20 protein-coding genes and 1 riboswitch are annotated in these 22,796 nt (G+C 43.2%); of the genes, 19 read left to right on the top strand and 1 reads right to left on the bottom strand.

From position 1 onward, the window contains the following. Positions 1 to 263: 263 nt before the first annotated feature. The 16 genes from KYJ26_RS08100 (at position 264) to KYJ26_RS08175 (ending at position 18,735) form a co-directional block, all read left to right on the top strand. The gene (locus tag KYJ26_RS08100; RefSeq protein WP_257474924.1) at positions 264 to 1,961 is read left to right on the top strand and encodes an AMP-binding protein; all 1,698 of its coding nucleotides are present in this window, start codon (positions 264 to 266) and stop codon (positions 1,959 to 1,961) included. Positions 1,962 to 2,096: 135 nt separating this feature from the next. Further along, positions 2,097 to 2,684: a TetR/AcrR family transcriptional regulator gene (locus KYJ26_RS08105; RefSeq protein WP_219166764.1), complete on the top strand. Its 588-nt coding sequence runs from the start codon at positions 2,097 to 2,099 to the stop codon at positions 2,682 to 2,684. Positions 2,685 to 2,705: 21 nt separating this feature from the next. Then, positions 2,706 to 3,476, top strand: coding sequence for an enoyl-CoA hydratase (locus KYJ26_RS08110; protein ID WP_219166765.1), 771 nt, complete (start codon positions 2,706 to 2,708; stop codon positions 3,474 to 3,476). Positions 3,477 to 3,609: 133 nt separating this feature from the next. Then, positions 3,610 to 4,383: an electron transfer flavoprotein subunit beta/FixA family protein gene (locus KYJ26_RS08115; RefSeq protein ID WP_219166766.1), complete on the top strand. Its 774-nt coding sequence runs from the start codon at positions 3,610 to 3,612 to the stop codon at positions 4,381 to 4,383. A gap of 43 nt (positions 4,384 to 4,426) precedes the next feature. Then, positions 4,427 to 5,407, top strand: a complete 981-nt coding sequence (locus tag KYJ26_RS08120) for an electron transfer flavoprotein subunit alpha/FixB family protein (protein WP_219166767.1) — start codon at positions 4,427 to 4,429, stop codon at positions 5,405 to 5,407. Positions 5,408 to 5,619: 212 nt separating this feature from the next. Further along, positions 5,620 to 5,934: a thioredoxin gene (gene trxA, locus KYJ26_RS08125; protein ID WP_219166768.1), complete on the top strand. Its 315-nt coding sequence runs from the start codon at positions 5,620 to 5,622 to the stop codon at positions 5,932 to 5,934. 241 nt (positions 5,935 to 6,175) lie between these two features. Further along, on the top strand, positions 6,176 to 7,363 hold the full coding sequence (locus KYJ26_RS08130; RefSeq protein WP_219166769.1) for a hypothetical protein: 1,188 nt from the start codon (positions 6,176 to 6,178) through the stop codon (positions 7,361 to 7,363). Positions 7,364 to 7,515: 152 nt separating this feature from the next. After that, positions 7,516 to 8,469, top strand: coding sequence for an NAD-dependent epimerase/dehydratase family protein (locus tag KYJ26_RS08135; RefSeq protein ID WP_219166770.1), 954 nt, complete (start codon positions 7,516 to 7,518; stop codon positions 8,467 to 8,469). Further along, entirely contained in the window at positions 8,450 to 9,382 is a 933-nt protein-coding gene (locus KYJ26_RS08140; RefSeq protein WP_219166771.1) for a lysylphosphatidylglycerol synthase transmembrane domain-containing protein, read from the top strand. Before KYJ26_RS08135 ends, KYJ26_RS08140 begins: the two co-directional genes overlap by 20 nt. A 6-nt stretch (positions 9,383 to 9,388) precedes the next feature. Further along, positions 9,389 to 10,843 carry an alkaline phosphatase family protein gene (locus KYJ26_RS08145; RefSeq protein ID WP_219166919.1) on the top strand — a complete coding sequence of 485 codons (1,455 nt, stop codon included), beginning with the start codon at positions 9,389 to 9,391 and terminating at the stop codon, positions 10,841 to 10,843. Beyond that, positions 10,836 to 11,603: a glycosyltransferase family 2 protein gene (locus KYJ26_RS08150; protein WP_219166772.1), complete on the top strand. Its 768-nt coding sequence runs from the start codon at positions 10,836 to 10,838 to the stop codon at positions 11,601 to 11,603. Before KYJ26_RS08145 ends, KYJ26_RS08150 begins: the two co-directional genes overlap by 8 nt. A 120-nt stretch (positions 11,604 to 11,723) precedes the next feature. Next, positions 11,724 to 12,473 carry an imelysin family protein gene (locus KYJ26_RS08155; RefSeq protein ID WP_219166773.1) on the top strand — a complete coding sequence of 250 codons (750 nt, stop codon included), beginning with the start codon at positions 11,724 to 11,726 and terminating at the stop codon, positions 12,471 to 12,473. 38 nt (positions 12,474 to 12,511) lie between these two features. After that, positions 12,512 to 13,432 carry an FTR1 family iron permease gene (locus KYJ26_RS08160; protein WP_219166774.1) on the top strand — a complete coding sequence of 307 codons (921 nt, stop codon included), beginning with the start codon at positions 12,512 to 12,514 and terminating at the stop codon, positions 13,430 to 13,432. 121 nt (positions 13,433 to 13,553) lie between these two features. Beyond that, entirely contained in the window at positions 13,554 to 15,023 is a 1,470-nt protein-coding gene (locus KYJ26_RS08165) for a hypothetical protein (RefSeq protein WP_219166775.1), read from the top strand. After that, a complete protein-coding gene (gene uvrC, locus KYJ26_RS08170; RefSeq protein ID WP_219166776.1) occupies positions 15,023 to 16,792 on the top strand; it encodes an excinuclease ABC subunit UvrC in 1,770 nt (589 codons plus the stop codon). Before KYJ26_RS08165 ends, uvrC begins: the two co-directional genes overlap by 1 nt. Before the next feature lie 347 nt (positions 16,793 to 17,139). Beyond that, a riboswitch (Lysine riboswitch) is annotated at positions 17,140 to 17,318 on the top strand. Positions 17,319 to 17,496: 178 nt separating this feature from the next. Further along, positions 17,497 to 18,735 (top strand): aspartate kinase, encoded by a 1,239-nt coding sequence (locus KYJ26_RS08175; protein ID WP_219166777.1) that lies wholly within the window; start codon positions 17,497 to 17,499, stop codon positions 18,733 to 18,735. A 59-nt stretch (positions 18,736 to 18,794) separates the two neighbouring features. Here KYJ26_RS08175 and KYJ26_RS08180 read toward each other — a convergent pair whose 3' ends face one another. Next, positions 18,795 to 19,232: a YslB family protein gene (locus KYJ26_RS08180; protein ID WP_226673292.1), complete on the bottom strand. Its 438-nt coding sequence runs from the start codon at positions 19,230 to 19,232 to the stop codon at positions 18,795 to 18,797. A gap of 351 nt (positions 19,233 to 19,583) precedes the next feature. On the opposite strand from KYJ26_RS08180, the gene KYJ26_RS08185 reads away from it, so the two are divergent. The 3 genes from KYJ26_RS08185 (at position 19,584) to sdhB (ending at position 22,796) form a co-directional block, all read left to right on the top strand. After that, a complete protein-coding gene (locus KYJ26_RS08185) occupies positions 19,584 to 20,192 on the top strand; it encodes a succinate dehydrogenase cytochrome b558 subunit (RefSeq protein WP_219166778.1) in 609 nt (202 codons plus the stop codon). Between the two features lie 73 nt (positions 20,193 to 20,265). Then, the gene (gene sdhA, locus KYJ26_RS08190; RefSeq protein WP_219166779.1) at positions 20,266 to 22,029 is read left to right on the top strand and encodes a succinate dehydrogenase flavoprotein subunit; all 1,764 of its coding nucleotides are present in this window, start codon (positions 20,266 to 20,268) and stop codon (positions 22,027 to 22,029) included. Next, a complete protein-coding gene (gene sdhB, locus KYJ26_RS08195) occupies positions 22,029 to 22,796 on the top strand; it encodes a succinate dehydrogenase iron-sulfur subunit (protein WP_060671328.1) in 768 nt (255 codons plus the stop codon). Before sdhA ends, sdhB begins: the two co-directional genes overlap by 1 nt.

A 22,796-nucleotide genomic window follows, 5' to 3' on the forward strand; every position in this document is an offset into this window, starting at 1 on the left:
CATGCTCTTCTTCACATGATCAGACCAAAGGACTCAAAAAAGGGATAAACATCATACCAAAATAATAATAGTGTACAAACAGACTGTCATATGGTTGAATAGGCAGTCTTTTTTCTTTAATAAAAATGATCTTTCACGAAGGGCAAGCTTCAAGGATAGTAAGAAAGTCGGGTCGTCATTTTTTTCAAATTGTAACTGAAGTCCCCTTATATTATAATAATGAATAGAAGAAATTTTCTAAAAATTATGAAGGAGGGATTACGATGAACAAACCATGGCTTGCTGAATATCCGGCTGAAATACCAAAGGAGCTTAACCTTGTCGAAAAACCTTTACAGTCTTATTTGACCGATGCCGCTTCTCTTTATGCGGAAAGGACAGCGATTCATTTCATGGGAAAAGAAATAGGATACAAAGAACTGTATGAATCGGCTCTTACATTTGCCGGCTATCTTAAGACACTTGGGATCAATAAGGGCGATCGGGTGGCGATCATGCTTCCGAATACCCCTCAATCAGTCATCGCCTACTACGGCATCCTATATGCAGGAGGAGTGGTGGTACAAACCAATCCGCTATATATGGAAAGAGAAATCGAATATCAAATGAAGGACTCCGGTGCCAAGGTAATCCTGACATTAGACATCCTTTATCCGAGGGTATCGAAAGTAATGAAAAACACCGATCTTGAGCACATCATTGTAACCGCTATCAAAGATTATCTTCCTTTTCCCAAGAATCTCATTTACCCATATATCCAGAAGAAACAATATGGTATCGTCGTGAAAGTGGACCATGCAGGTCAGAACCATTTATTCACTGAAATCATGAAAAGAGAGAAGGGTGAAGTTATACCCCGGGAAGAGTTCGACTTTGAAAATGATCTCGCCCTGCTTCAGTACACAGGGGGCACTACAGGTTTCCCTAAGGGCGTCATGCTCACCCATAAGAATCTGGTCGCGAACGCCTCCATGTGTGATGCCTGGCTGTATAAGTGTAAAAAAGGGGAAGAAAAGATGCTCGGGATCCTTCCATTCTTTCATGTGTATGGAATGACTGCCGTGCTGATTCTCTCTGTCATGCAGGGATACCAGATGATCCTGCTCCCTAAATTCGATGCTGAAACGACGTTGAAAACAATACAGAAGCAGAAGCCGACACTTTTTCCAGGTGCCCCGACGATCTATATCGGACTCTTGAATCACCCGGAATTAAAGAAATATGATCTGTCCTCCATTGATTCATGTCTCAGCGGCAGTGCACCATTACCGGTGGAAGTGCAGCAACAATTCGAGGAGGTCACGGGCGGGAAGCTTGTTGAAGGATATGGCTTAACCGAATCATCCCCCGTCACTCATTCCAATTTCCTTTGGGATAAAGCGAGAATAAAGGGAAGCATCGGTGTACCATGGCCTGGTACGGACAGTGCCGTGTTCTCGATGGAAACGGGAGAACCACTCCCTCCAAATGAAATGGGTGAGATCGTCGTCAAAGGTCCGCAGGTGATGAAAGGATATTGGAACCGTCCTGAGGAAACCGAGCAAACGTTAAAGGACGGATGGCTCCTGACGGGAGATATCGGGTATATGGATGAAAAGGGCTATTTTTACGTAGTGGATCGTAAGAAAGATATGATCATTGCCGGCGGCTTTAATATCTATCCCCGGGAAATTGAAGAAGTCCTTTACGAGCACCCTGCCATTCAGGAAGTTGTTGCAGCAGGCGTCCCTGACCCATATAGAGGAGAGACCGTCAAGGCATATGTTGTTTTGAAAGAAGGAGAATCCCTGACAGAAGAGGAGCTCAATGAGTACTCCCGTAAATACTTGGCTGCCTATAAAGTGCCGAGGATATATGAATTCAGGAAGGAACTGCCTAAAACCGCTGTCGGAAAGATCCTACGGAGATCCCTTGTGGAAGAGGAGCGCCAAAAAATAGAAAACGAACAAAAAACAAGCTAAGATGAGTTTCATTGAGCTTTCTCTTTTTGGATTCGAATGGGACAAGGATCTATTCTTGACAATCATGGAGAAACCTTTTATTATAAAAATATGAATGAATGGTCATTCATATTTTGTTAAGGCAGGTCAGAACTTATGAAACGAAATAAACCTAAATACATGCAAATTATCGATGCAGCTGTTATTGTTATAGCTGAAAATGGCTACCATCAGGCCCAGGTCTCAAAGATTGCAAAGCAGGCAGGTGTCGCAGATGGTACCATCTATCTTTATTTTAAAAACAAAGAAGATATCCTGATTTCTTTGTTCAAAGAAAAAATGGTTCTCTTTGTCGAAAAAATTGAGGAAGTTGTAGCAGGAAAACAGACAGTTTCAGAGAAATTATTAGTGATGATTGAAAATCATTGTAGGATTCTGTCGGATGATCATCATCTGGCCATCGTTACACAATTGGAACTCAGACAATCCAATAAAGATATCCGTTTAAAAATCAATGATGTATTAAAGGGATATCTGGAATTAGTCGATAAAATCCTGATCAGTGGTATTGAATCAGGAGAGTTCTCAAGTGACCTGGATGTCCGCCTCGCCCGCCAAATGATCTTTGGAACATTGGATGAAATGGCGACAACATGGGTGATGAATGATCAGAAATATGATTTGGTAGCTCAAGTCCCTGCTATACACAAACTACTACTTCATGGATGTGGCGGCAGGAACTAACTTAGTTTAGGGGGATGAGAGATGGAAAGTTTATCATGGGTCTTAGAAGGACAAGTAGCAACGGTCCTGATTCAAAGACCTCCAGCTAATGCACTCGCAAGTGGACTCATCAGGGAGATTGATTTGGTTCTTGATGAGCTTGAAACAAATAAGGATGTCAGGGTCATCTTGCTGAAAGGTGAAGGACGTTTCTTCTCGGCAGGTGCTGATATTAAGGAATTCACGACCATCGAAAGTGGGGAGGAATTCTCTAAGCTCGCGAAAAGGGGGCAGGACGTGTTCGAACGGATGGAGAACTTCCCGAAACCGATCATTGCAGCGATTCATGGAGCTGCTTTGGGTGGTGGATTGGAACTCGCAATGGGCTGTCACATCCGGTTGGTCAGTGAGAATGCCAAACTCGGATTACCGGAACTGCAACTTGGACTTGTTCCTGGATTCGCAGGATCTCAGCGCCTTCCGAAGCTTGTTGGCAGAGCAAAAGCAGCTGAAATGCTGTTGACGAGTGAGCCGATCAGCGGAACAGAAGCCGTTCAGTGGGGACTCGCCAATAAGGCCTATCCAGAAGACCAGCTTTTTGATAAAGCAAAGGAAATGGCGGAAAAGATTGCGAAGAAGAGCCCAGGTGCCATGAAGGCTGCGATCGATTTGTTAAGTTATACGAAAGATGACCGTTTCTATGAAGGCGTAAAGAAAGAATCGGATCTTTTTGGTGAAGTATTTGTGTCCGCTGATGCCAAAGAGGGTATTTCAGCGTTCGTTGAAAAGAGAGAACCACACTTTAAAGGCTAGAATACATTCTAGTAATATAGTAAACTCTTAGTGAGGGGCAGTATTGCATGTCAATGCTGCCCATTCAAAGGGGTTAAATTGTCGAAATCTTTTTAAGGGAAAGAATGTTTACATTATTAGGAGGGACTTACGAATGAACATCTATGTACTTTTGAAAAGAACGTTTGATACTGAGGAGAAAATTTCGATCCAAAACGGTCAAATTGCCGAAGACGGAGCTGAATTTATCATAAATCCTTACGATGAATATGCAGTCGAAGAAGCCATTCAAGTCCGTGATGCACAAGGCGGAGAAGTAACAGTCGTGACAGTCGGCGGAGAAGAAAGCGAAAAGCAATTGAGAACGGCTTTAGCAATGGGTGCTGACAAAGCAGTCCTTATCAATACAGAAGATGATCTTGATCATGGAGATCAATTCACAACAGCCAAAATTCTTGCTCACTATTTAAAAGAACAGGAAGTTGATTTGATCCTTGCAGGTAATGTTGCTATTGACGGTGGATCTGGACAAGTTGGACCACGTGTGGCAGAACAGCTTGATATTCCTTATGTAACAACCATCACAAAATTGGAAATCGATGGTGAAACGGTAACGGTCACTCGTGACGTAGAAGGGGACTCAGAAGTCATTGAAACATCTCTTCCACTGTTAGTGACAGCTCAACAGGGGTTGAACGAACCGCGTTACCCATCCCTTCCAGGAATCATGAAGGCAAAGAAAAAGCCTTTGGATGAAGTGGAATTGGATGATATCGATTTAGACGAAGATGAAGTAGAAGCGAAGACCAAGACAATTGAAATCTACCTTCCACCGAAGAAGGAAGCAGGTAAAGTATTAGAAGGCGAATTGGATGCTCAAGTATCGGAGCTTGTTTCACTTCTTCGCAACGAAGCGAAAGTTATATAAGCGGGAGTCACAGTAATAACTAACATTCAGGGGGTAATTTAACATGGCGAGAAAAGTATTAGTACTTGGAGAAGTTCGAGACGGATCATTACGTAATGTTTCCTTTGAAGCGATTGCGGCAGGTAAAACAGTATCTGAAGGCGGAGAAGTCGTCGGTGTCCTTATCGGCAAAAGTGTAAGCGCTTTAGGAGAAGAGATGATTCAATATGGCGCGGATAAAGTAGTGGTTGTGGAAAACGATAAGTTGGATCAGTACACGTCAGACGGTTATTCACAAGCGATTCTTTCAGTCATTGAGGAAGAGGAGCCTGAAGGCATCATTTTCGGTCATACGGCACTTGGAAAAGACCTGTCCCCTAAAGTGGCAAGTAAACTAAGCACAGGATTGATTTCAGATGCAACAGATCTTGAGGAAGCTGGCGGTAACCTCGTCTTCACAAGACCGATTTATTCAGGGAAAGCATTTGAAAAGAAAATCGTGACAGACGGAGTGATCTTTGCGACCATTCGTCCAAATAACATTGAGCCATTGGCGAAAGATGAGTCACGTAGTGGTGAGGTTACATCCCTTTCCGTTGATATAAAAGATTTACGCACGATCATTAAAGAAGTTGTACGCAAAGCAAGCGAAGGTGTTGATCTTTCCGAAGCAAAGGTCATCATTGCCGGTGGACGTGGAGTGAAGAGTGAAGATGGATTCAACCCTCTTAAAGAACTTGCCGATGTACTTGGTGGGGCAGTAGGAGCATCCCGTGGAGCGTGTGATGCAGACTATTGTGACTACTCCCTGCAGATTGGTCAAACAGGGAAAGTCGTAACGCCTGATCTATATATTGCTTGCGGTATTTCCGGAGCCATCCAGCATTTAGCCGGTATGTCCAACTCTAAGGTCATCGTTGCGATTAACAAAGATCCAGAAGCGAATATTTTCAACGTTGCTGATTATGGTATCGTTGGAGACCTGTTTGAAGTAGTACCAATGTTAACGGAAGAGTTTAAAAAATTAAAAGTATCTTCTTCTTAATCCGTTCATGTTTGGAAGGAACGGATACAGGGTAAGAGCATAATATGAAAACAAATGAGGACGTAGCTGAATCACGGGCTGCGCCTTATTTTTTCTCTCAAGGTATATTCCGTTTTCCAAAGGGAATATTACCTACGAGCAGAAAGATAGCATCCCCAAAAAAACGGTGATATACTTACGTTACATTCAAAGATTTTAGGAGGCGCATATATATGGCTATTACACATGCTACTGATCAATCATTCACAACTGACACAAACTCTGGACTGGTACTTGCAGATTTCTGGGCACCTTGGTGTGGACCTTGTAAAATGATCGCTCCAGTTCTTGAAGAGCTTGATAGCGAAATGGGCGACAAAGTGAAAATCGTCAAAATCGACGTTGATGAAAACCAGGAAACAGCAGGGAAATACGGAGTTATGAGTATCCCGACTTTAGTTGTCCTTAAAGACGGCGAAGTGGTAGACAAAGTGATCGGTTTCCAACCTAAGGAAGCACTTGCTGAATTATTAAACAAACACGTATAAGAGATTACTCAGAAATATCGGGGCTGAAGTTCAGCTCCGTTTTTTTTATGTTGATGTAACTGGTTTTTTGTAATGAAGGCTAGAGGAAAGTCCCCCAACAAACCTAAAAATGCTGCCACCACTCATAAATTCCCCACAACAAAATTAATTTTCAAAATACGTTGACTGTGAGAATCATTCTCGCTATAATTTAAATGGAATTGAAAATCATTATCATTTAATCAGTCGGGGGTTTATACATATGAGAAAGAGAGATTTAACGAAGATTTTTGCCGCATTTTTATTAACGGGTTCTGTCCTTGCAGGGTGTGGAACAGATGATAAAAACAGCGATGAAAAAACAGCTGCATCAGATGAGTCGAAACAAGTAGAAAAGGAAGATGAATCAGAAGAGGCAAATGTTGATTTCTCTGCTTCATTTGAGGAAGCAAAGGCAGAGCTTTCCAAAGCAAAGGAAGACAAAGAGGTTGACTTTGATAAAGTGACTTCGATCTATGAATCAGATCTGCAGGAACTTGTGCAAAAACGTGATCAGGAATTTGAAGATACGGTGGATGAACATATTTCCACTGCTCTTGAAGCAGGGAAGGATGGTTCCCTTGATCAAGTGGTCGTAGCACAATTATTTGATAAATTAATGCAAAAAGTATTTTATACAACCATGAAACATGAATTCACAGAAGTAGCCGAGAACTGGGGCAATACAGAAGAAGTGAATGAAGAAATAGAAGAAGCGAAGGAATTCTATGAAATTCTTGAACCAACTGTCGAAAAGCGGGATCAGGCATATGGAACAAAGATGATTGACGCCATTAATGGTGGATTCTCCGAAATGGAGAAGGCGGTTGAAGAGGATGATGAACTCGGCTTCCAACTTGGAAAACAAGTGGTTGATAAGACACTCATGAAGACGTTTTATCTAGCTTCCGGGGCACTTCCGAACGGTTATGCCATGAAAGCCTCTATGGAAGCGAAGGAAGATGCTGAAGCGGCCAAAGCGGAACAAGCAGAAGGATGGGCATTCTATCAATCTCTTGCTAGTTATCTATCAGGCAACGCTCCTGAAGAAGCAGAAATGATCAACAACCAATTTGATTTACAAACGGACGTGACGTCCATCGACCCTGAAGCAGTGAATCATGCTTTCGTTCGCGGATTCTCTAAAATTGCTTTACATGAGTATGAAGAGAGCGAAGAGTACTGGGGAGAAGATAAATCTGCGATCACGGCATTGGAAGGTGCTTTGTTTATTGATTTGATCTCTTCTGATATTAAGAGTCTGATGGGTGAAGAATCATATGAGTCCTTATCGACCAATGCTCAAAGCTACTTAGAAGCTGTTAAGTCACAAGATAAAGAAAAAGCAGAAGGCTTAAGGAAAGACCTTGAAAAAATGTTGAACGATGTGATGGCGAAAGCGAATAAATAGTCATTTGGGTTGACCCTTTATAATTGTGTGAAGTCCTTCTTTCATCATAGATGGAGTTTCAGAGCACAATGGGGTCAACCCTTTTTCACTTTCTCTCTTAGGTAGGGTACAATATAGAAGGATTAAATCGGTATGGTACGAGGTGTAAGATATTGAAGATTATTGTTACAGGTGGTGCCGGGTTCATCGGTTGCCATTTATCAAGAAAGCTCATTGAAGAGAAGCATGATCTGTTGATCATAGACAGCTTCCACCCCTATTATTCTCCTGAAAGAAAGAAACGGCAGTTATCCTTCGTGAGGGAAATCGGTTCATTCAGATTTGCTCAAAAAGACTTGCTGCTGGATGAGGAAGATCTCCAAGAGGTGTTTCACGAATTTAAAGGTGACTGTGTCGTCCATCTGGCCGCAATCCCGGGAGTATCACACTCCTTGAGTGCTCCTCATGAATACGTCGATTATGATATTAAAGCGACAATCAACACGCTCCGGATGGCCGGAGAGAGCGGTGTCAGTAAGTTTGTTTTCGCATCTTCCTCCTCTGTATATGGAAATACGAACCATAAACCTTCACGGGAAGAGGATGCTACGGGGTCGGTAGTGTCGCCGTATGCTGCGGCAAAGTATAGCGCCGAATCGTTTTGTAAAGCGTATGCGTCCATTTATGGGATGGAGTTGACAATCCTCCGTTTCTTTACTGTTTACGGTCCTTGGGGAAGACCTGATATGGCCATTTATTCTTTTATCAAGAAGCTTATGAATGGTCAGGAACTTCCCATATTCGGTTTGGAGAACACACGGGATTATACGTACATAGATGATATCGTAGATGGTACATATAAGGCGATCGGAAGTGATGAGTCAGGTACGTTCAATCTGGGAAACGGATCTCCTATTTCCATGGACAGATTGATATCTGAATTGAAACGCCATTTTCCCTCGCTTAATCTGAATGTGACAGATAGGAGACTTGGGGATGTTACGTCTACGTGTGCGGACTTCTCGAAAGCGAATGAAGTTCTCGGGTATTCTCCCATGGTTTCCTTTGAAGAAGGAATCAGAAGAACGGTTCAGTGGATGAGAGAACATGAAGAAATCGTACTATAGGTTTGCAAAAAACGGCGTGCGGATCCTATTGACTGTTGTCTTTTTCATCTTACTATTATTCTATTTTGACAAAGAATATATGACGAAAACCTTACAGCAGCTTCTCCATCATCCCGTCATCGTGTTAGTCGTGCTGGGAATCTATTTTTTTTCATTCTTCCTGAAGGGAATCGCATGGAAACTCTACTTGAATGATGAGGTACGATTATCTAGTTGTTTGATCGGACTGTTTTACAGTTTGCTGTTTAATCACTTGTTACCCTTGAAAGTAGGGGACGGGCTGCGGGTCATGGTGATGAATCAGCGAGAAAAGCATATTAGCGTTGAAAGGTCCTTTCATTCCGTCGTGGTTTTAAGGGTAATGGACACATTATTGCTTTTACTGCTGGCAGGATGCGGGCTTTTCTTTTTCCCATTTGCTTTAAAGCTCCCTGGCTTTTTAACAGTCGGATTGGTCATTGTATTCATAGTGGCCGCATGGGTCCTCCTTCAATTCATTACACCAGACATTCTTTCAAGACATGTCGGGATGTTGAAACATGCGCTGTCAGGAGGCAGGGGGCTTTTGGTGGCAGGTCTTATCCTTTCAAGCTGGGTATTGGAAGGAGCCATTCTTTACGGGGTTTCCATGATCATACTTGAGCCTTTATCGATGGGAGCTGCGATTTGGGTTAACAGTGTGACGATCACTGGTCAGTTATTTCAATTTGCCCCAGGGGGACTTGGTACCTATGAATCTGTTATGAGTTATACTTTGCTCTCGGCTGGTATCCCCTTAGGGAAAGGCCTTTCCATGGCTATTTTGAGCCATGGATTAAAATTTATTTTTTCTTTTGCAGTTGGAGGAATCGTAATCGCCGTATCACCTGTTTCGATTAAGCAAGTGAAACAGTGGGGCAGGATGAAAGGATGAATGACATTGAAAAGCGCATCGAAATTTGAAAAAACGGCGGCAAGATGCTGGAATCTGCTGAATGAAGGGAAGCCATTCACCCCTATTTTTGTCGTAGGGACTATGACGATCTTTCACTTTCAGGGATTGCTGCAAGGTGAATGGTTCTCGTTCCTTATTAGCTTGCTGTTTACACTTCCCCTATTTATTTTATATTTCTATTATGATTTTCCATTGTTCTTACGAAACTATTTATGGATCCCTGTCATAGGGTATCTTCTTCTCTTTGAATCACCGGATTTAGCATTGTGGGGACTTGGGATTGGCCTTTATTTCTTCTTTACGGTCTTTTTCTGGGGAACCTTTTATTATCACCTCCGGATCGGGACGGACTGGCTGAATTTCACCCGGTTTTGGAAACTGGTGCTGAAGAACAGTGATTCAACGAGCGGGAACGCCCAGGAACAGCTGCCGAAATTCCTACTCCTGCTCTCGGTATGGGATGGAATGATGACGAATTTGTCAACGGGGGAATTACTTCCTACGAATGATTATTTCATCTTCTGTGGTGTGGTTTTCGCATTGGCGTTCATCCTTCACCATTTTCTATTTGACTGGAAGCCGAAGCAGTATGATTCATTTACAGCAGGAGAGCCAGGCGAAGCACTCAATGATAAAGTGGTTGTCATCGTGATAGACGGGATGAGGAAGGAACGCTTCTATGAAGCGAATACGCCTTTTCTTGATGGATTGATGGAGAAGGGAACCGAGTATTTAAATATGGAGACGGTGTATCCTGCGAGAACGGTTGTCTGCTTCTCTTCCATGTTCACTGGCACATATCCTAAGGAACATGGCATGAGATCAAATATGGTCTGGAAGCTTGGCATCAAGGTGGAAAGTATCTTTGATTCTTTACGGAAAGTAGGGAAAAAAGGGAAGATGCTTGGAATCGCCCACCTGGTGGATTCGTTCGGCAGTGATGTTGATACGGTCACAGCCGTGATGCACAAAGATAAAGCAGATCGAAATATTATCAATAAAGCCAAAAAAATCATGGAAGAGGAAGACCCTGATCTATTTATTGTCCAATTAATCGGCACCGATCAAATTGGGCATAGTAGGGGTGTCCTATATAATGAATACATTGAAAAGATTGAAGAAGCGGATCGTTTAATACAAGAATACGTGGAGTGGCTGGAAGCTGAAGGGAAGATGGAAAACACGACCCTCATGATATGCGCCGATCACGGACAGGCAGATGGAATCGGTGGACATGGTCATCTTGATGAAGGCGAGAGGTTCGTTCCTTTCTTTATGGTCGGTCCAGGGGTAAAACCTGGTGAGAAGATTCAGGAAAAACACAGTCTTGTTTCCATGGCACCGACCATCGCCCATTTATTAGGGGCTCCCTTTCCGGGGAACAGCAGAGGACCTGTATTAAACGAGGCGTTAAAGGAGAGTTGGAAGCAACATGAATAAACAGAAAGTCATTGTCTTCATGCCTGCCCATAATGAGGAAGAGTCGATCGGGGCCGTGATCAGGCGGGTCCCCCGTTCTTTTCATCCTTCCGTTGAAGTGGAGGTGCTGGTCATCAATGATGGTTCAACGGATCGTACGGTTGAATTGGCACAGGAGGCAGGTGCTGATCACATCGTAACATTCGATCATAACCGCGGTTTGGGCGCTGCCGTGAGGGTAGGGTTGAAAGTTTCCGTTGAACTGGGTGCCCATATCGGTGTCATGATAGATGCAGATGGAGAGTATCCCCCCGAACAGATTCCTGATCTATTACAGCCGCTTTTCAAGGGAGAAGCCGACTATACAATGGGATCGAGGTTCCTTGGTACCATTAACGGGATGAAGCTTCACCGCCGTTTAGGTAATTACTGTTTTACAGCACTGCAATCCCTTTTGCTCAGAAAGTGGATATATGACGGTCAGTCCGGAATGCGTGCATTTTCTAAACAGGCGATGGAACATGCAGAAATCATCCATGATTACAATTATGCTCAAGTGCTGACCTTGAACCTTGTACGAAAGGGGTTCAGGGTGAAGGAAATCCCGATTTTGTATCATGTACGGACAACGGGACGCTCCTTCATAAAGTTCAAATCTTATATGTCTTCTGTTCTACCTGCGATTTTGAAAGAGATGCGGAAGCCTGTAAGGAAAGTGTATGTAGAAGAGCAGGCCCATTTCATCCCTTCTGAAGAAGGAATGAATCAATACGCTAAATAAGGTAGGATAAGGTTTGTCTATATCGTGAAAAATAAGTACTCTCCTTGTAGTGAGAGTACTTATTTTTTATTGACAATACGAATGATAATCATTATCATTGAAAACAGGAGGGAATTATAGATGAAAAAAACATTCATTACCAGTTTACTCTTAGGTTTACTACTTAATATAATGCTATCTTCGCAGGCAGCCGCCTATTCTTACGGTGACCCAAGCGAAGAAAAAATTGCAGAAGCGTATAAAGAAATCATGATCAAGCTAGATGAAAACCCTCCAAACTATTCTGAGTCCAAAAAGATTTATGAAACGGTTCAAGAAGAAGTGGATCAGCATATGGGTGAAAAACCTTCCAAGGTCATTCTTCAAAACCTGGATGAGAAAGAAAAAGAACAAGCCATCGAAAATTTAGATGAACTCCTTGTCCTCAATATTGCCAGAAGACTTGAGAGCATTGATAAAAACTTCTCTGAATATGATACTAGTAAGCGATTACTCGCAAAAGGATTTGCTACATATAAAACGCTGTCTCCCAAGGTAGAAGGAGAAAATCCTGAGTTGGATCAAAAAATTCGTACACAGTTCGATCAAGCGTTGGAATCATTGGGGAATCCGGGGTTGTTCGGTGTCGGAACCAAGGAATCCGATCAGGAAGCGTATAAACAAAGTAAACAGTTCATAGTGGATTCTCTTCAAAAAGAATTTAACATCAAAAGTCTTGAAGTAGGGCATTTTGCTGAAAGTGCCACTGAAGAGGCGAGTCAGAAACAGGAGTGGACAGATATTTCCAACCTGAAGAACTGGCTGCCCATCATCATCATTGCAGGGATTCTTGCAGCTGCGATCATTTATGCAGTCAGAAAACGTAAATAAGTTTAATAAACCGTCATAGCTAGTAAGGGGGAACTAACGTGGAATTACAAGCTTTGCTGATCACCTTTCGTGAAGTCCTCGAGGCTTTATTGATCATCGGGATCATCACCACCTATCTGAAGAAAACGAACCATGGCCATTTTACAAAGTATGTCTGGCTTGGAGCAGGATTGGCGATTTTGGCCAGTGTCGGAGTAGCAATGCTCTTTCAGGTCGTCTTTACCGGATTTGCCGCCATGGGAAGCGAGATGTATTTAAAGATCGGCATTATGCTGGTATCGTCCGTTCTTCTTACACAAATGGTCTTCTGGATGGCAAAGCACAGCCGTGACCTTAAGGGGAATATGGAAGGGAAAATGAATCATTTCATTTCGACAGGAAACATAGTCGGCATGGTGATCCATTCCTTCCTGGTTGTTCTGCGTGAAGGTGTAGAGACCGTCTTCTTCTTCGCAGCCATTACAGGTGGCGATATTGGAGCTGCCATGCAGGGATGGGGAGCGATTACCGGTGTTGTCATCGGGAGTGTAGTAGCTTACTTATTCTTTAAAGGCACGATGAGAATCTCATTGAAGAGCTTCTTTAAAGTGACAGGTGCATTCATCATCCTGATTTCTGCCGGACTTCTTGTCCAGGCGATTTCCATGATGCAGGATATAGGATTGATCGGCAGTGTCATTCCACATCTTTATGACCTTACCTGGATTCTTCCTGAGCATCCGATCGACTATGCACATTTCTTGCGTGATACGGGAACTGCACCGCTGCTATCGGGTGACGTCGGGATTTTCCTTAAAGCACTGTTCGGATATTCTTCCATGCCTTCCATTGAAGAAGTGATGGCCTATATCGGATATTTCGTAGCCATCTACTTCCTGACCTCCACTAAGCCTAAGACGGTAAAGGCAAAGGAAGAGGTTCAAGCGGGTGTGAAGGACTTAAGCCCCCAAGCTAAATAAATGTTTGTAAGGACCAAACATCATTGCCTTAAAGATTGAACACCTTTTTCGAAAGGTGTACACTCTATAAAGGAATGTATGTTTGGTCCTTTTTGTATTAAAACGTATGAGGGTGAAGTTGGTGAGGGAGAAGACTAGGAAATATAGTAGTTGGGCAAATGGCATCGGGGCATTGGTCATCATATCGGTTTTTATTCTTCAGGTAATCTGGGTGCCAGCATACGCGTCTACATGGGATATGGTGGATTTTGCCCTCGGTGTGATTCATTTTGATATGTACCAGATGCAGCCCCATTTTCCCGGATATCCTTATTTTATCCTGGGGGGCAAAGCATTTCATATGCTGGTGAGAGATCCAGTACAAGCCCTGAGCTTCTTTAATATTTTCATGTACGGTAGTGCCGTCATCCCTCTTTTTTTATTAGTGAAAAGGTTGGTCACCCCTTCCTATACAGTCATGGCGACGGCGTTCATTTATTCAAGCAGCTTTACTATCCTGATGGTGAATCAACCCATGTCTGAGGGAGCGGCAATCGGGATGATGTGGTGGTATATATGGAGTTTGGTATTAGCTCATGAGAAATCGCATAATGGATACATCATCCTCCCCCTGTTTCTATTCAGCCTGCTTCTGGGAACACGGTTATCTTACTTGGCTCTTGGAATCGGGATCCTGATGATGCTGTATACTAAATGGAAATCAGGGCTGTTGAAAATCATGGACCTATTTGTTTATGTTCTTATCACGATTCTCTTTCAGCTCCTGTGGGTTTCAGGCATCAGCATGTCAGAAGGTGGTTTTGACAGTTTCCTGCGATTGGCCCTTTCCTTTACGAACGGTCACTTTCAGGAATGGGGAGGTGCAATCGGTGCCTCGGATCTCAGCCTGTTGGACAGGATGGTAAAACTGCTCTTCGTGAATACGATATGGGTAGGGGGATCAGGGGAATCGGTTATCCTTCTACTCCTTTTGGTTGGAAGTTTCTTTCTGTTAAGGAGAATTAAGCTTGGGAACCGTCATATGATAAGCATACTGGTCCTTCTGGCAGGCAGTTATTTTCTGTGGGCTTTATTTGCCCAGAACGTGATGAAACCGCGCCATGCACTGCCTTTGATTGGTATATCGTGGTTTTTCATTACGGTGATGCTGTTTTCAAGAAAAAGGACAAGGGAAGGTTCTCTATTCCTGATCTTATTCCTTCTGCTTCAAGTTTTCCATACAGGTAAGCTATTATATACTCATACTTCGGAAGTTCCGGTTGTGTATCAAATGGCCGCTTATTTGGAAGAAACCGATCGGCCGCTTGTTGTTTATACATGGGAAGAGTCAAGGGTACTCGAATATCTTGACGTCCCTTTTATCCATAAAAAAGTGCAAACCTATGAGGTGTTTGCCACCGATGCAGGATATTATCCTGACCGGGCTATCTATCTGACCGATAAAGTGGTGGAAGGTTTTAAACACCAGGGGATTTCGGTGGATGACTTCATAAAAGTAGAAAAGCATTTTCATTCAAGTGAGCTCATCGACCCGATTTATCATGACCTTACACTGTATAAATGGGAGAAACCAAGGAAGGGGGAAGAATGATGAATCAGAATATCACGAATAAATTAGCGCTGCTTCCTGATCAGCCGGGGTGTTATTTAATGAAGGACAGGCAGGGGACGATCATTTATGTAGGTAAAGCCAAAGTATTGAAAAACCGTGTCCGCTCTTATTTCACCGGTTCCCATGATGCGAAAACCCAGCGTCTGGTAGGAGAAATCGAAGACTTCGAATACATCATGACATCATCGGATCTTGAAGCCCTTGTGCTTGAAATGAATTTAATCAAAAAATTTGACCCTAAATATAATGTCATGCTAAAGGACGATAAAAGCTACCCGTTCATCAAATTAACGAACGAAAGGCACCCAAGGCTTATCACCACAAGGAAGGTACAGCGAGGGAAAGGAAAGTATTTCGGACCTTATCCCAATGTCGGAGCCGCAAATGAAACGAAAAAGCTTCTCGACCGATTATATCCTTTACGGAAATGCTCGACCCTCCCTGACCGGGCCTGCCTTTACTATCACATGGGCCAATGTCTCGCCCCTTGTATTAAAGAGGTAAGTAAAGACACGTACCGTGACATGACTGATGAGATCGCCCGATTTTTGAACGGGGGATACAAAGACATAAAGAATCAGCTGACAGTTAAGATGAATGAAGCATCAGAAAATCTGGAATTTGAAAGGGCAAAGGAATTCCGGGATCAGATCCTTCACATTGAAGCCACAATGGAAAAGCAAAAAATGACGATGACTGATTTCACAGATCGTGATGTGTTCGGATATTCCGTTGATAAAGGCTGGATGTGTGTGCAGGTATTCTTCGTCCGGCAAGGAAAGCTCATCGAGAGGGATGTCTCACTATTTCCTCTCTATAATGAGCCCGAGGACGAATTCCTGACGTTCCTTGGTCAGTTCTATTCAAAGTCCAATCATTTTAAGCCGAAGGAAATTTTCTTACCCGAGGAAATCGATATCGAACTCGCTGAAAATCTTCTGGAAGTGAAGATGACCCAGCCGAAACGAGGAAAGAAAAAGGAACTTGTAAAGCTGGCCGAAAAAAACGCGAAGCAGGCACTGGGAGAGAAGTTCGCCCTGATTGAAAGGGATGAAGAACGGACGATTAAAGCCATTGAAAGGCTTGGGGAGCATATGGGGATTTACACTCCATTCCGGATCGAAGCCTTTGATAACTCCAATATCCAAGGTTCGGATCCGGTTTCTGCCATGATCGTCTTTTTAGACGGGAAACCGGCAAAGAAAGAATATCGTAAATATAAGATCAAAACCGTGAAAGGTCCCGATGATTATGATTCCATGCGGGAAGTTGTGCGCAGAAGGTATACCAGGGTATTGAAAGACGGACTTCCTTTACCCGATCTTATCATCATCGATGGAGGAAAAGGACAGATCGAAGCGGCGAGAGACGTCATCGAAAATGAATTGGGACTCGATATCCCCATCGGCGGCCTCGCAAAAGATGACAAGCATCAGACATCGGAACTGCTGTACGGGAACCCGTTACAAATCGTTCCCCTTGAAAAGCGGAGCCAGGAATTCTATCTTCTCCAACGAATCCAGGACGAAGTTCATAGGTTCGCCATCACCTTCCACCGTCAACTAAGAGGAAAAAGCGCCTTCCAATCCATCCTCGACGAAATCGACGGCATCGGCCCGAAAAGAAAGAAACAGCTACTTAAACATTTCGGATCCATGAAGAAAATGAAAGAAGCAACCGTGGAGGAGTTTATAGAGATCGGAATACCTGAAGCCGTTGCGAAGGTACTGGTGGAGAAGTTGAAGTAGGAAGTGTTAGATATAGGAAATATTGATCATTAGGTTTATATAACATGAGAGTACGGGTTATTGGTTGGTTTAGAAGTAACCATTGAAAAAGCAGAGTTGATTGGAGCGGAAGGTGCTCGACTCCTGCGGGAAACGCTGGACAGGTGAGACCCCACAGGCGCAGCCGAGGAGGCTCACCGCCAGCCCCGCGGAAAGCGAGCACCTGCAGCGGAAATCAACCACCGCATGCTCATCCAAAGCATCTTAACAAAAACACAATAAAATGAAAAATTGACTCAATTAAACATTGAATCAATTTTTACCCTATGCTATAATAAACAAAAATTTATAACATTATCACTTTAAAAAGTGGTGATAGAGGTGCGAACTTCAAGAGTACAGGCAAAGAGGAGTATGAGCTCCAGTGAGATGCCTGGAAAGGGGAGATTCGCCGAAGTGTTTATGATCTCATATCATATCCGCTGGTCCTGCGTTTAAGAAATGTAGGATTGTCAAGATGATTCAATCTTGGAGAGCTATCTCACAATGCCGATGAACCTATTTGTATGTTCTGCTGTATGTTCATAAAGCAATGAGATATTATTCTCATTGCTTTTTTTATTATCAGCGCAGGAGTTCCTGTCTATGGACGTCTAGGATGATTGTGATTGTACTCTTCATCATCAAAAAGAGTAGCGAAATGCACTCAGAAAGAGGGAGAAGTCGTGAGTATTATTGTTCAGAAATTCGGTGGAACTTCAGTGGGATCTGTGGAAAGAATTCAAAATGTTGCGTCAAGGATCATTGAAGAGAAAGAAAGAGGAAATGATGTGGTTGTCGTCGTTTCTGCCATGGGGAAAACAACAGACACACTCGTTGGCCTTGCAAGGGAGATTACATCTCAACCGAGCAAAAGGGAAATGGATATGCTGCTCTCAACCGGGGAACAGGTGACCATTTCACTACTGACGATGGCCCTCATCCAATCCGGACATGATGCGATTTCCTTTACTGGTTGGCAAGCCGGTATCGAGACAGAGTCTGTTCACAGCAATGCAAGGATTACCAATATTCATACCGACAAGATGTCGGCTCACCTTCAAGAGGGAAAAGTGGTCATTGTTGCCGGGTTTCAGGGTATGACTGAAACGGGTGAAATCACAACTCTCGGCAGGGGAGGATCAGATACTACAGCGGTTGCCATTGCGGCTGCCCTCAAAGCTGAAAGGTGTGATATTTATACTGATGTAGACGGGGTATACACGACAGATCCACGTTATATAAAAGGAGCCAGAAAGTTACCGTCGATTTCCTATGATGAAATGCTCGAACTTGCGAATCTGGGGGCTGGAGTCCTGCATCCAAGGGCAGTGGAGTTTGCCAAGAATTATCAAATTCCGTTAGAAGTCAGGTCAAGCATCGATCGAGTGGAAGGAACGTATATTGAGGAGGAAGCAAGCATGGAACAGAACTTGATTGTAAGAGGAGTAGCGTTTGAGAATGAAATTACACGGGTCACTGTATTCGGACTTCAAAATGCTTTAACAGGACTATCATCCGTATTCACTACGCTAGCTAAGAATCATCTGAACGTAGACATCATCATTCAGACCCAGACAGATCAGAACACAACCAATCTATCCTTCTCCATCAAGGAACAGGATCTTGAAGAAACCCTTGCTGTTCTTGAGCGAAATAAGGAACAGTTGAATTTCACCCATGTCGAGCATGAAAGCGGGCTTGCGAAGGTATCGATCGTCGGTTCCGGCATGATTTCAAACCCCGGCGTTGCAGCGGAAATGTTTGAAGTACTGGCACAGGAAGACATTGTCGTGAAGATGGTCAGCACCTCTGAAATCAAAGTATCTACAGTGGTAGATGGAGAGAATATGCAAAAGGCAGCGCGTGTCTTACATACTGCCTTTAACCTCGATGCGCTGAAAATGGAAGAAATCACGTTGTAGAACCAATATAGAAAAGGGTTGCCCAGAACATACTGGGCAACCCTTTATTAGGAGTCAGACTACTCAATCCGGTCTTTGTCGTCCCATCGTACGACCACTTTGACCGCATGACTCCGTTTATGTAGTTCGTCAGCAGCTTCTGCCACGCATTTTCTTTGCAGTTGAATTTGTTCTGCAATAAAGCCGGTTTCCAGTTTGAAATTCACATCCGTTTTCAATGAAAGGCGCCGTTCGATCACTGGACCTTTCAGTTCAAAAGTCATTTCATTCTTTTTCTGTTCCATAAGTGTAAGGGTTCCCCAGCCTGCCTCATCGAAAAAAGAGGATATTTCCTCTGTCGACTGCAGGGGGAATTTCCGCGAAAGGTGTTTTCCACCCCAGTAAAGAATGTCAGGTGTATGCTTCCCTAAAATTTCTGGAATCAATATGTCGCGCAACATTTCATATCCGAAGATTGGAACGGATGGTTCATGCAGTTCTTCTTTTTTTTGTTCCAAGTAAATCCCCTCTTTCTATAAAACTATTATATACATGAAGAGGTGATTTATCATCCCATACCATGAAAAAATGACCTTGGGATATTTTGGTGATATAATATTTATTGTCTATTTATTAGAATTTTCGAACATTTAGTTGTACAAAACCTCGACTTTTCCATTATCAATTTATTAAAAATATTTTTGCGGTATTGTCGAAATTATGTATACGTTTTCTTGACGCTTCCACTCCTTGGGAGTAAAATGAACATGTCACATTATTGTTACAATATAAAATATGTATCGTCGTCTAATACGTTTTGAGATTCATTAGAAAACGAATTCATATTTTATCATTAAGGGGGGTAAATCATGGCTGGAAATCGAGAATTTAATTATCGCAGGCTTCATTCATTGCTAGGTGTTATTCCAGTTGGATTATTTTTAACACAACATTTAGTCGTGAACCATTTTGCCACTGGTGGGGAAGAATCATTCAATCAGGCGGCACACTTTATGGAAAGTCTTCCTTTCCGTTATTTCCTTGAAATCTTTATCATCTTCCTTCCATTGTATTTCCATGCAATTTACGGAATTTACATTGCATTCACTTCAAAGAATAATGCAAGTAAGTTTGGTTATTTCCGTAACTGGATGTTTTTACTTCAACGTGTATCCGGAGTGATCACATTCATTTTCGTAACTTGGCATATTTGGGAAACAAGAGTTGCGGCAGCGTTTGGTGCTGAAGTGAACTTTCAAATGATGGAAAACATTTTATCTAATCCATTGATGTTAGGATTTTATGTGCTGGGTGTACTTTCAACGATTTTCCACTTTGCAAATGGATTATGGTCATTCTGCGTTAGCTGGGGACTTACGGTTACACCTCGTTCTCAATTAATTGCTACATATGTTACGATCGGAATTTTTGTAGCGTTATCGGTTGTCGGTATGCGTGCAATCTTTGCTTTCGTATAAGCAGAAAATATATACGAGTCTGATAGATTAACTAAGTGCTCTCGAAGTATGGTAGAAAAAGGAGTGAGTCACGATGAGTAAAGGCAAAATCATCGTTGTCGGTGGCGGTCTAGCCGGCCTGATGGCCACAATTAAAGCAGCAGAAAAAGGAACGCAAGTCGATTTATTCTCACTGGTACCCGTTAAGCGTTCTCACTCTGTTTGTGCACAAGGTGGTATTAACGGAGCCGTTAATACGAAGGGAGAAGGAGACTCTCCTTGGGAACATTTTGATGATACGGTATATGGTGGGGATTTCTTAGCGAATCAACCGCCTGTTAAAGCAATGACTGAAGCAGCGCCAGGGATTATTCATTTACTCGATCGCATGGGAGTTATGTTTAATCGTACACCGGAAGGATTACTGGATTTCCGTCGTTTCGGTGGAACACAGCATCATAGAACCGCTTTCGCCGGTGCTACGACTGGTCAGCAATTATTATACGCTTTGGACGAGCAGGTACGCCGTCATGAAGTGGCAGGTTTAGTAAGCAAGTTCGAAGGTTGGGAATTCCTTGGAGTCGTCATTGATGACGAAGGAGTAGCACGAGGAATCGTCGCTCAAAACCTTCAAACAATGGAAATCAAATCCTTTGCAGCGGATGCCGTTATTATGGCATCAGGCGGACCGGGAATTATTTTCGGGAAATCTACAAACTCTGTCATCAACACAGGTTCAGCCGCTTCGATCGTGTATCAACAAGGTGCTTACTATGCAAATGGTGAGTTCATCCAGATTCACCCGACAGCGATTCCCGGGGATGATAAGCTTCGCCTCATGAGTGAATCCGCTCGTGGTGAAGGTGGACGTGTCTGGACGTACAAAGATGGTAAGCCTTGGTACTTCCTTGAAGAGAAGTATCCTGCATACGGGAACCTTGTACCGCGTGATATCGCCACACGTGAGATCTTCGATGTGTGCGTAAACCAGAAGCTTGGAATCAATGGTGAAAACATGGTTTACCTGGATCTATCCCATAAGGATTCAAAAGAGCTTGATATCAAGCTTGGCGGAATCATTGAAATCTATGAGAAATTCATGGGTGACGATCCTCGCAAAGTACCAATGAAGATCTTCCCTGCAGTTCATTATTCAATGGGTGGACTATGGGTCGATTATGACCAGATGACCAATATTCCTGGATTATTCGCAGCTGGTGAGTGTGATTATTCTCAGCACGGTGGAAACCGTTTGGGAGCAAACTCATTACTATCCGCTATCTACGGTGGTATGGTTGCCGGACCTAATGCGATTAAATATATTGAAGGTCTTGAGAAAACGGTTGAATCCGTTCCTTCATCTGTATTCGACCGCTATGTAAAACAGGAAGAAGAAAAATGGAACAACATCATGTCCCTGAATGGTACGGAAAATGCGTATGTCATTCATAAAGAGCTTGGCGAATGGATGACGGATAATGTTACGGTTGTACGTCATAACGACAAGCTGAAACAAACGGATGAAAAGATCCAGGAATTGATGGAACGTTACCAAAATATCAATATCAATGATACAGCCAAGTGGAGCAACCAGGGAGCGACATTCACGCGTCAATTGTGGAACATGCTTCAGCTTGCCCGCGTTATTACAATCGGTGCATTAAATCGTAATGAGAGCCGTGGAGCTCATTACAAGCCTGACTTCCCTGAACGTAATGATGAAGAATTCCTGAAGACGACGATGGCGAAATACAATGCTGCGACGAATTCACCTGAATTCCATTACGAGGAAGTGGATACTTCACTGATCGCACCACGTAAGCGTGACTATTCTAAGAGCAAAGGGGGAAATAAATGATGAGTGAAAATAAAAAAGTCCGTTTTATCATTACTCGTCAAGAAAGCCCGGAAACTGCCCCTTTCCAAGAAGAGTTCGAACTTGATTACAGACCGAATATGAACGTGATTTCCGCACTGATGGAAATCCGTCGTAATCCGGTCAATGCAAAAGGGGAGCATACGACTCCGATCAACTGGGATATGAACTGTCTGGAAGAGGTATGTGGAGCTTGTTCGATGGTGATCAACGGAAAGCCGAGACAATCTTGTACGGCACTGGTGGATCAATTAGAGCAGCCAATCCGTCTTGAGCCAATGCGCACGTTCCCAGTTGTCCGCGACCTGCAGGTAGACCGCAGTCGCATGTTCGACAGCTTGAAAAAGGTCAAAGCATGGATTCCGATTGATGGAACTTACGATCTTGGTCCAGGACCACGTATGCCAGAGAAGAAACGTCAGTGGGCGTATGAACTATCAAAATGTATGACTTGCGGTGTATGTCTGGAAGCATGTCCGAATGTAAACAGCAAATCAGACTTCATCGGTCCTGCCCCATTATCTCAAGTTCGTTTATTCAATGCGCATCCAACAGGTGCCATGAATCAGGATGAGCGTCTTGAGTCGATCATGGGCGACGGTGGACTTGCCAACTGTGGTAACTCTCAAAACTGTGTTCAATCTTGTCCTAAGGGAATTCCTTTGACGACCTCGATTGCGGCCCTTAACAGAGAAACCACATTCCAAATGTTCAAGAACTTCTTCGGAAGCGACCATATGGTTGACTAA

Origin of the sequence: Rossellomorea orangium (assembly GCF_019334305.1) — a bacterium.
Classification (GTDB): Bacteria; Bacillota; Bacilli; order Bacillales; family Bacillaceae_B; genus Rossellomorea.

What these genes read in the sequence shown, in the direction of transcription:
- KYJ26_RS08100 (WP_257474924.1), top strand. Translation starts at nt 264, where the DNA reads ATGAACAAACCATGGCTTGCTGAATATCCGGCTGAAATACCAAAGGAG.
- KYJ26_RS08105 (WP_219166764.1), top strand. Translation starts at nt 2,097, where the DNA reads ATGAAACGAAATAAACCTAAATACATGCAAATTATCGATGCAGCTGTT.
- KYJ26_RS08110 (WP_219166765.1), top strand. Translation starts at nt 2,706, where the DNA reads ATGGAAAGTTTATCATGGGTCTTAGAAGGACAAGTAGCAACGGTCCTG.
- KYJ26_RS08115 (WP_219166766.1), top strand. Translation starts at nt 3,610, where the DNA reads ATGAACATCTATGTACTTTTGAAAAGAACGTTTGATACTGAGGAGAAA.
- KYJ26_RS08120 (WP_219166767.1), top strand. Translation starts at nt 4,427, where the DNA reads ATGGCGAGAAAAGTATTAGTACTTGGAGAAGTTCGAGACGGATCATTA.
- trxA (WP_219166768.1), top strand. Translation starts at nt 5,620, where the DNA reads ATGGCTATTACACATGCTACTGATCAATCATTCACAACTGACACAAAC.
- KYJ26_RS08130 (WP_219166769.1), top strand. Translation starts at nt 6,176, where the DNA reads ATGAGAAAGAGAGATTTAACGAAGATTTTTGCCGCATTTTTATTAACG.
- KYJ26_RS08140 (WP_219166771.1), top strand. Translation starts at nt 8,450, where the DNA reads ATGAAGAAATCGTACTATAGGTTTGCAAAAAACGGCGTGCGGATCCTA.
- KYJ26_RS08150 (WP_219166772.1), top strand. Translation starts at nt 10,836, where the DNA reads ATGAATAAACAGAAAGTCATTGTCTTCATGCCTGCCCATAATGAGGAA.
- KYJ26_RS08155 (WP_219166773.1), top strand. Translation starts at nt 11,724, where the DNA reads ATGAAAAAAACATTCATTACCAGTTTACTCTTAGGTTTACTACTTAAT.
- uvrC (WP_219166776.1), top strand. Translation starts at nt 15,023, where the DNA reads ATGAATCAGAATATCACGAATAAATTAGCGCTGCTTCCTGATCAGCCG.
- KYJ26_RS08185 (WP_219166778.1), top strand. Translation starts at nt 19,584, where the DNA reads ATGGCTGGAAATCGAGAATTTAATTATCGCAGGCTTCATTCATTGCTA.
- sdhA (WP_219166779.1), top strand. Translation starts at nt 20,266, where the DNA reads ATGAGTAAAGGCAAAATCATCGTTGTCGGTGGCGGTCTAGCCGGCCTG.
- sdhB (WP_060671328.1), top strand. Translation starts at nt 22,029, where the DNA reads ATGAGTGAAAATAAAAAAGTCCGTTTTATCATTACTCGTCAAGAAAGC.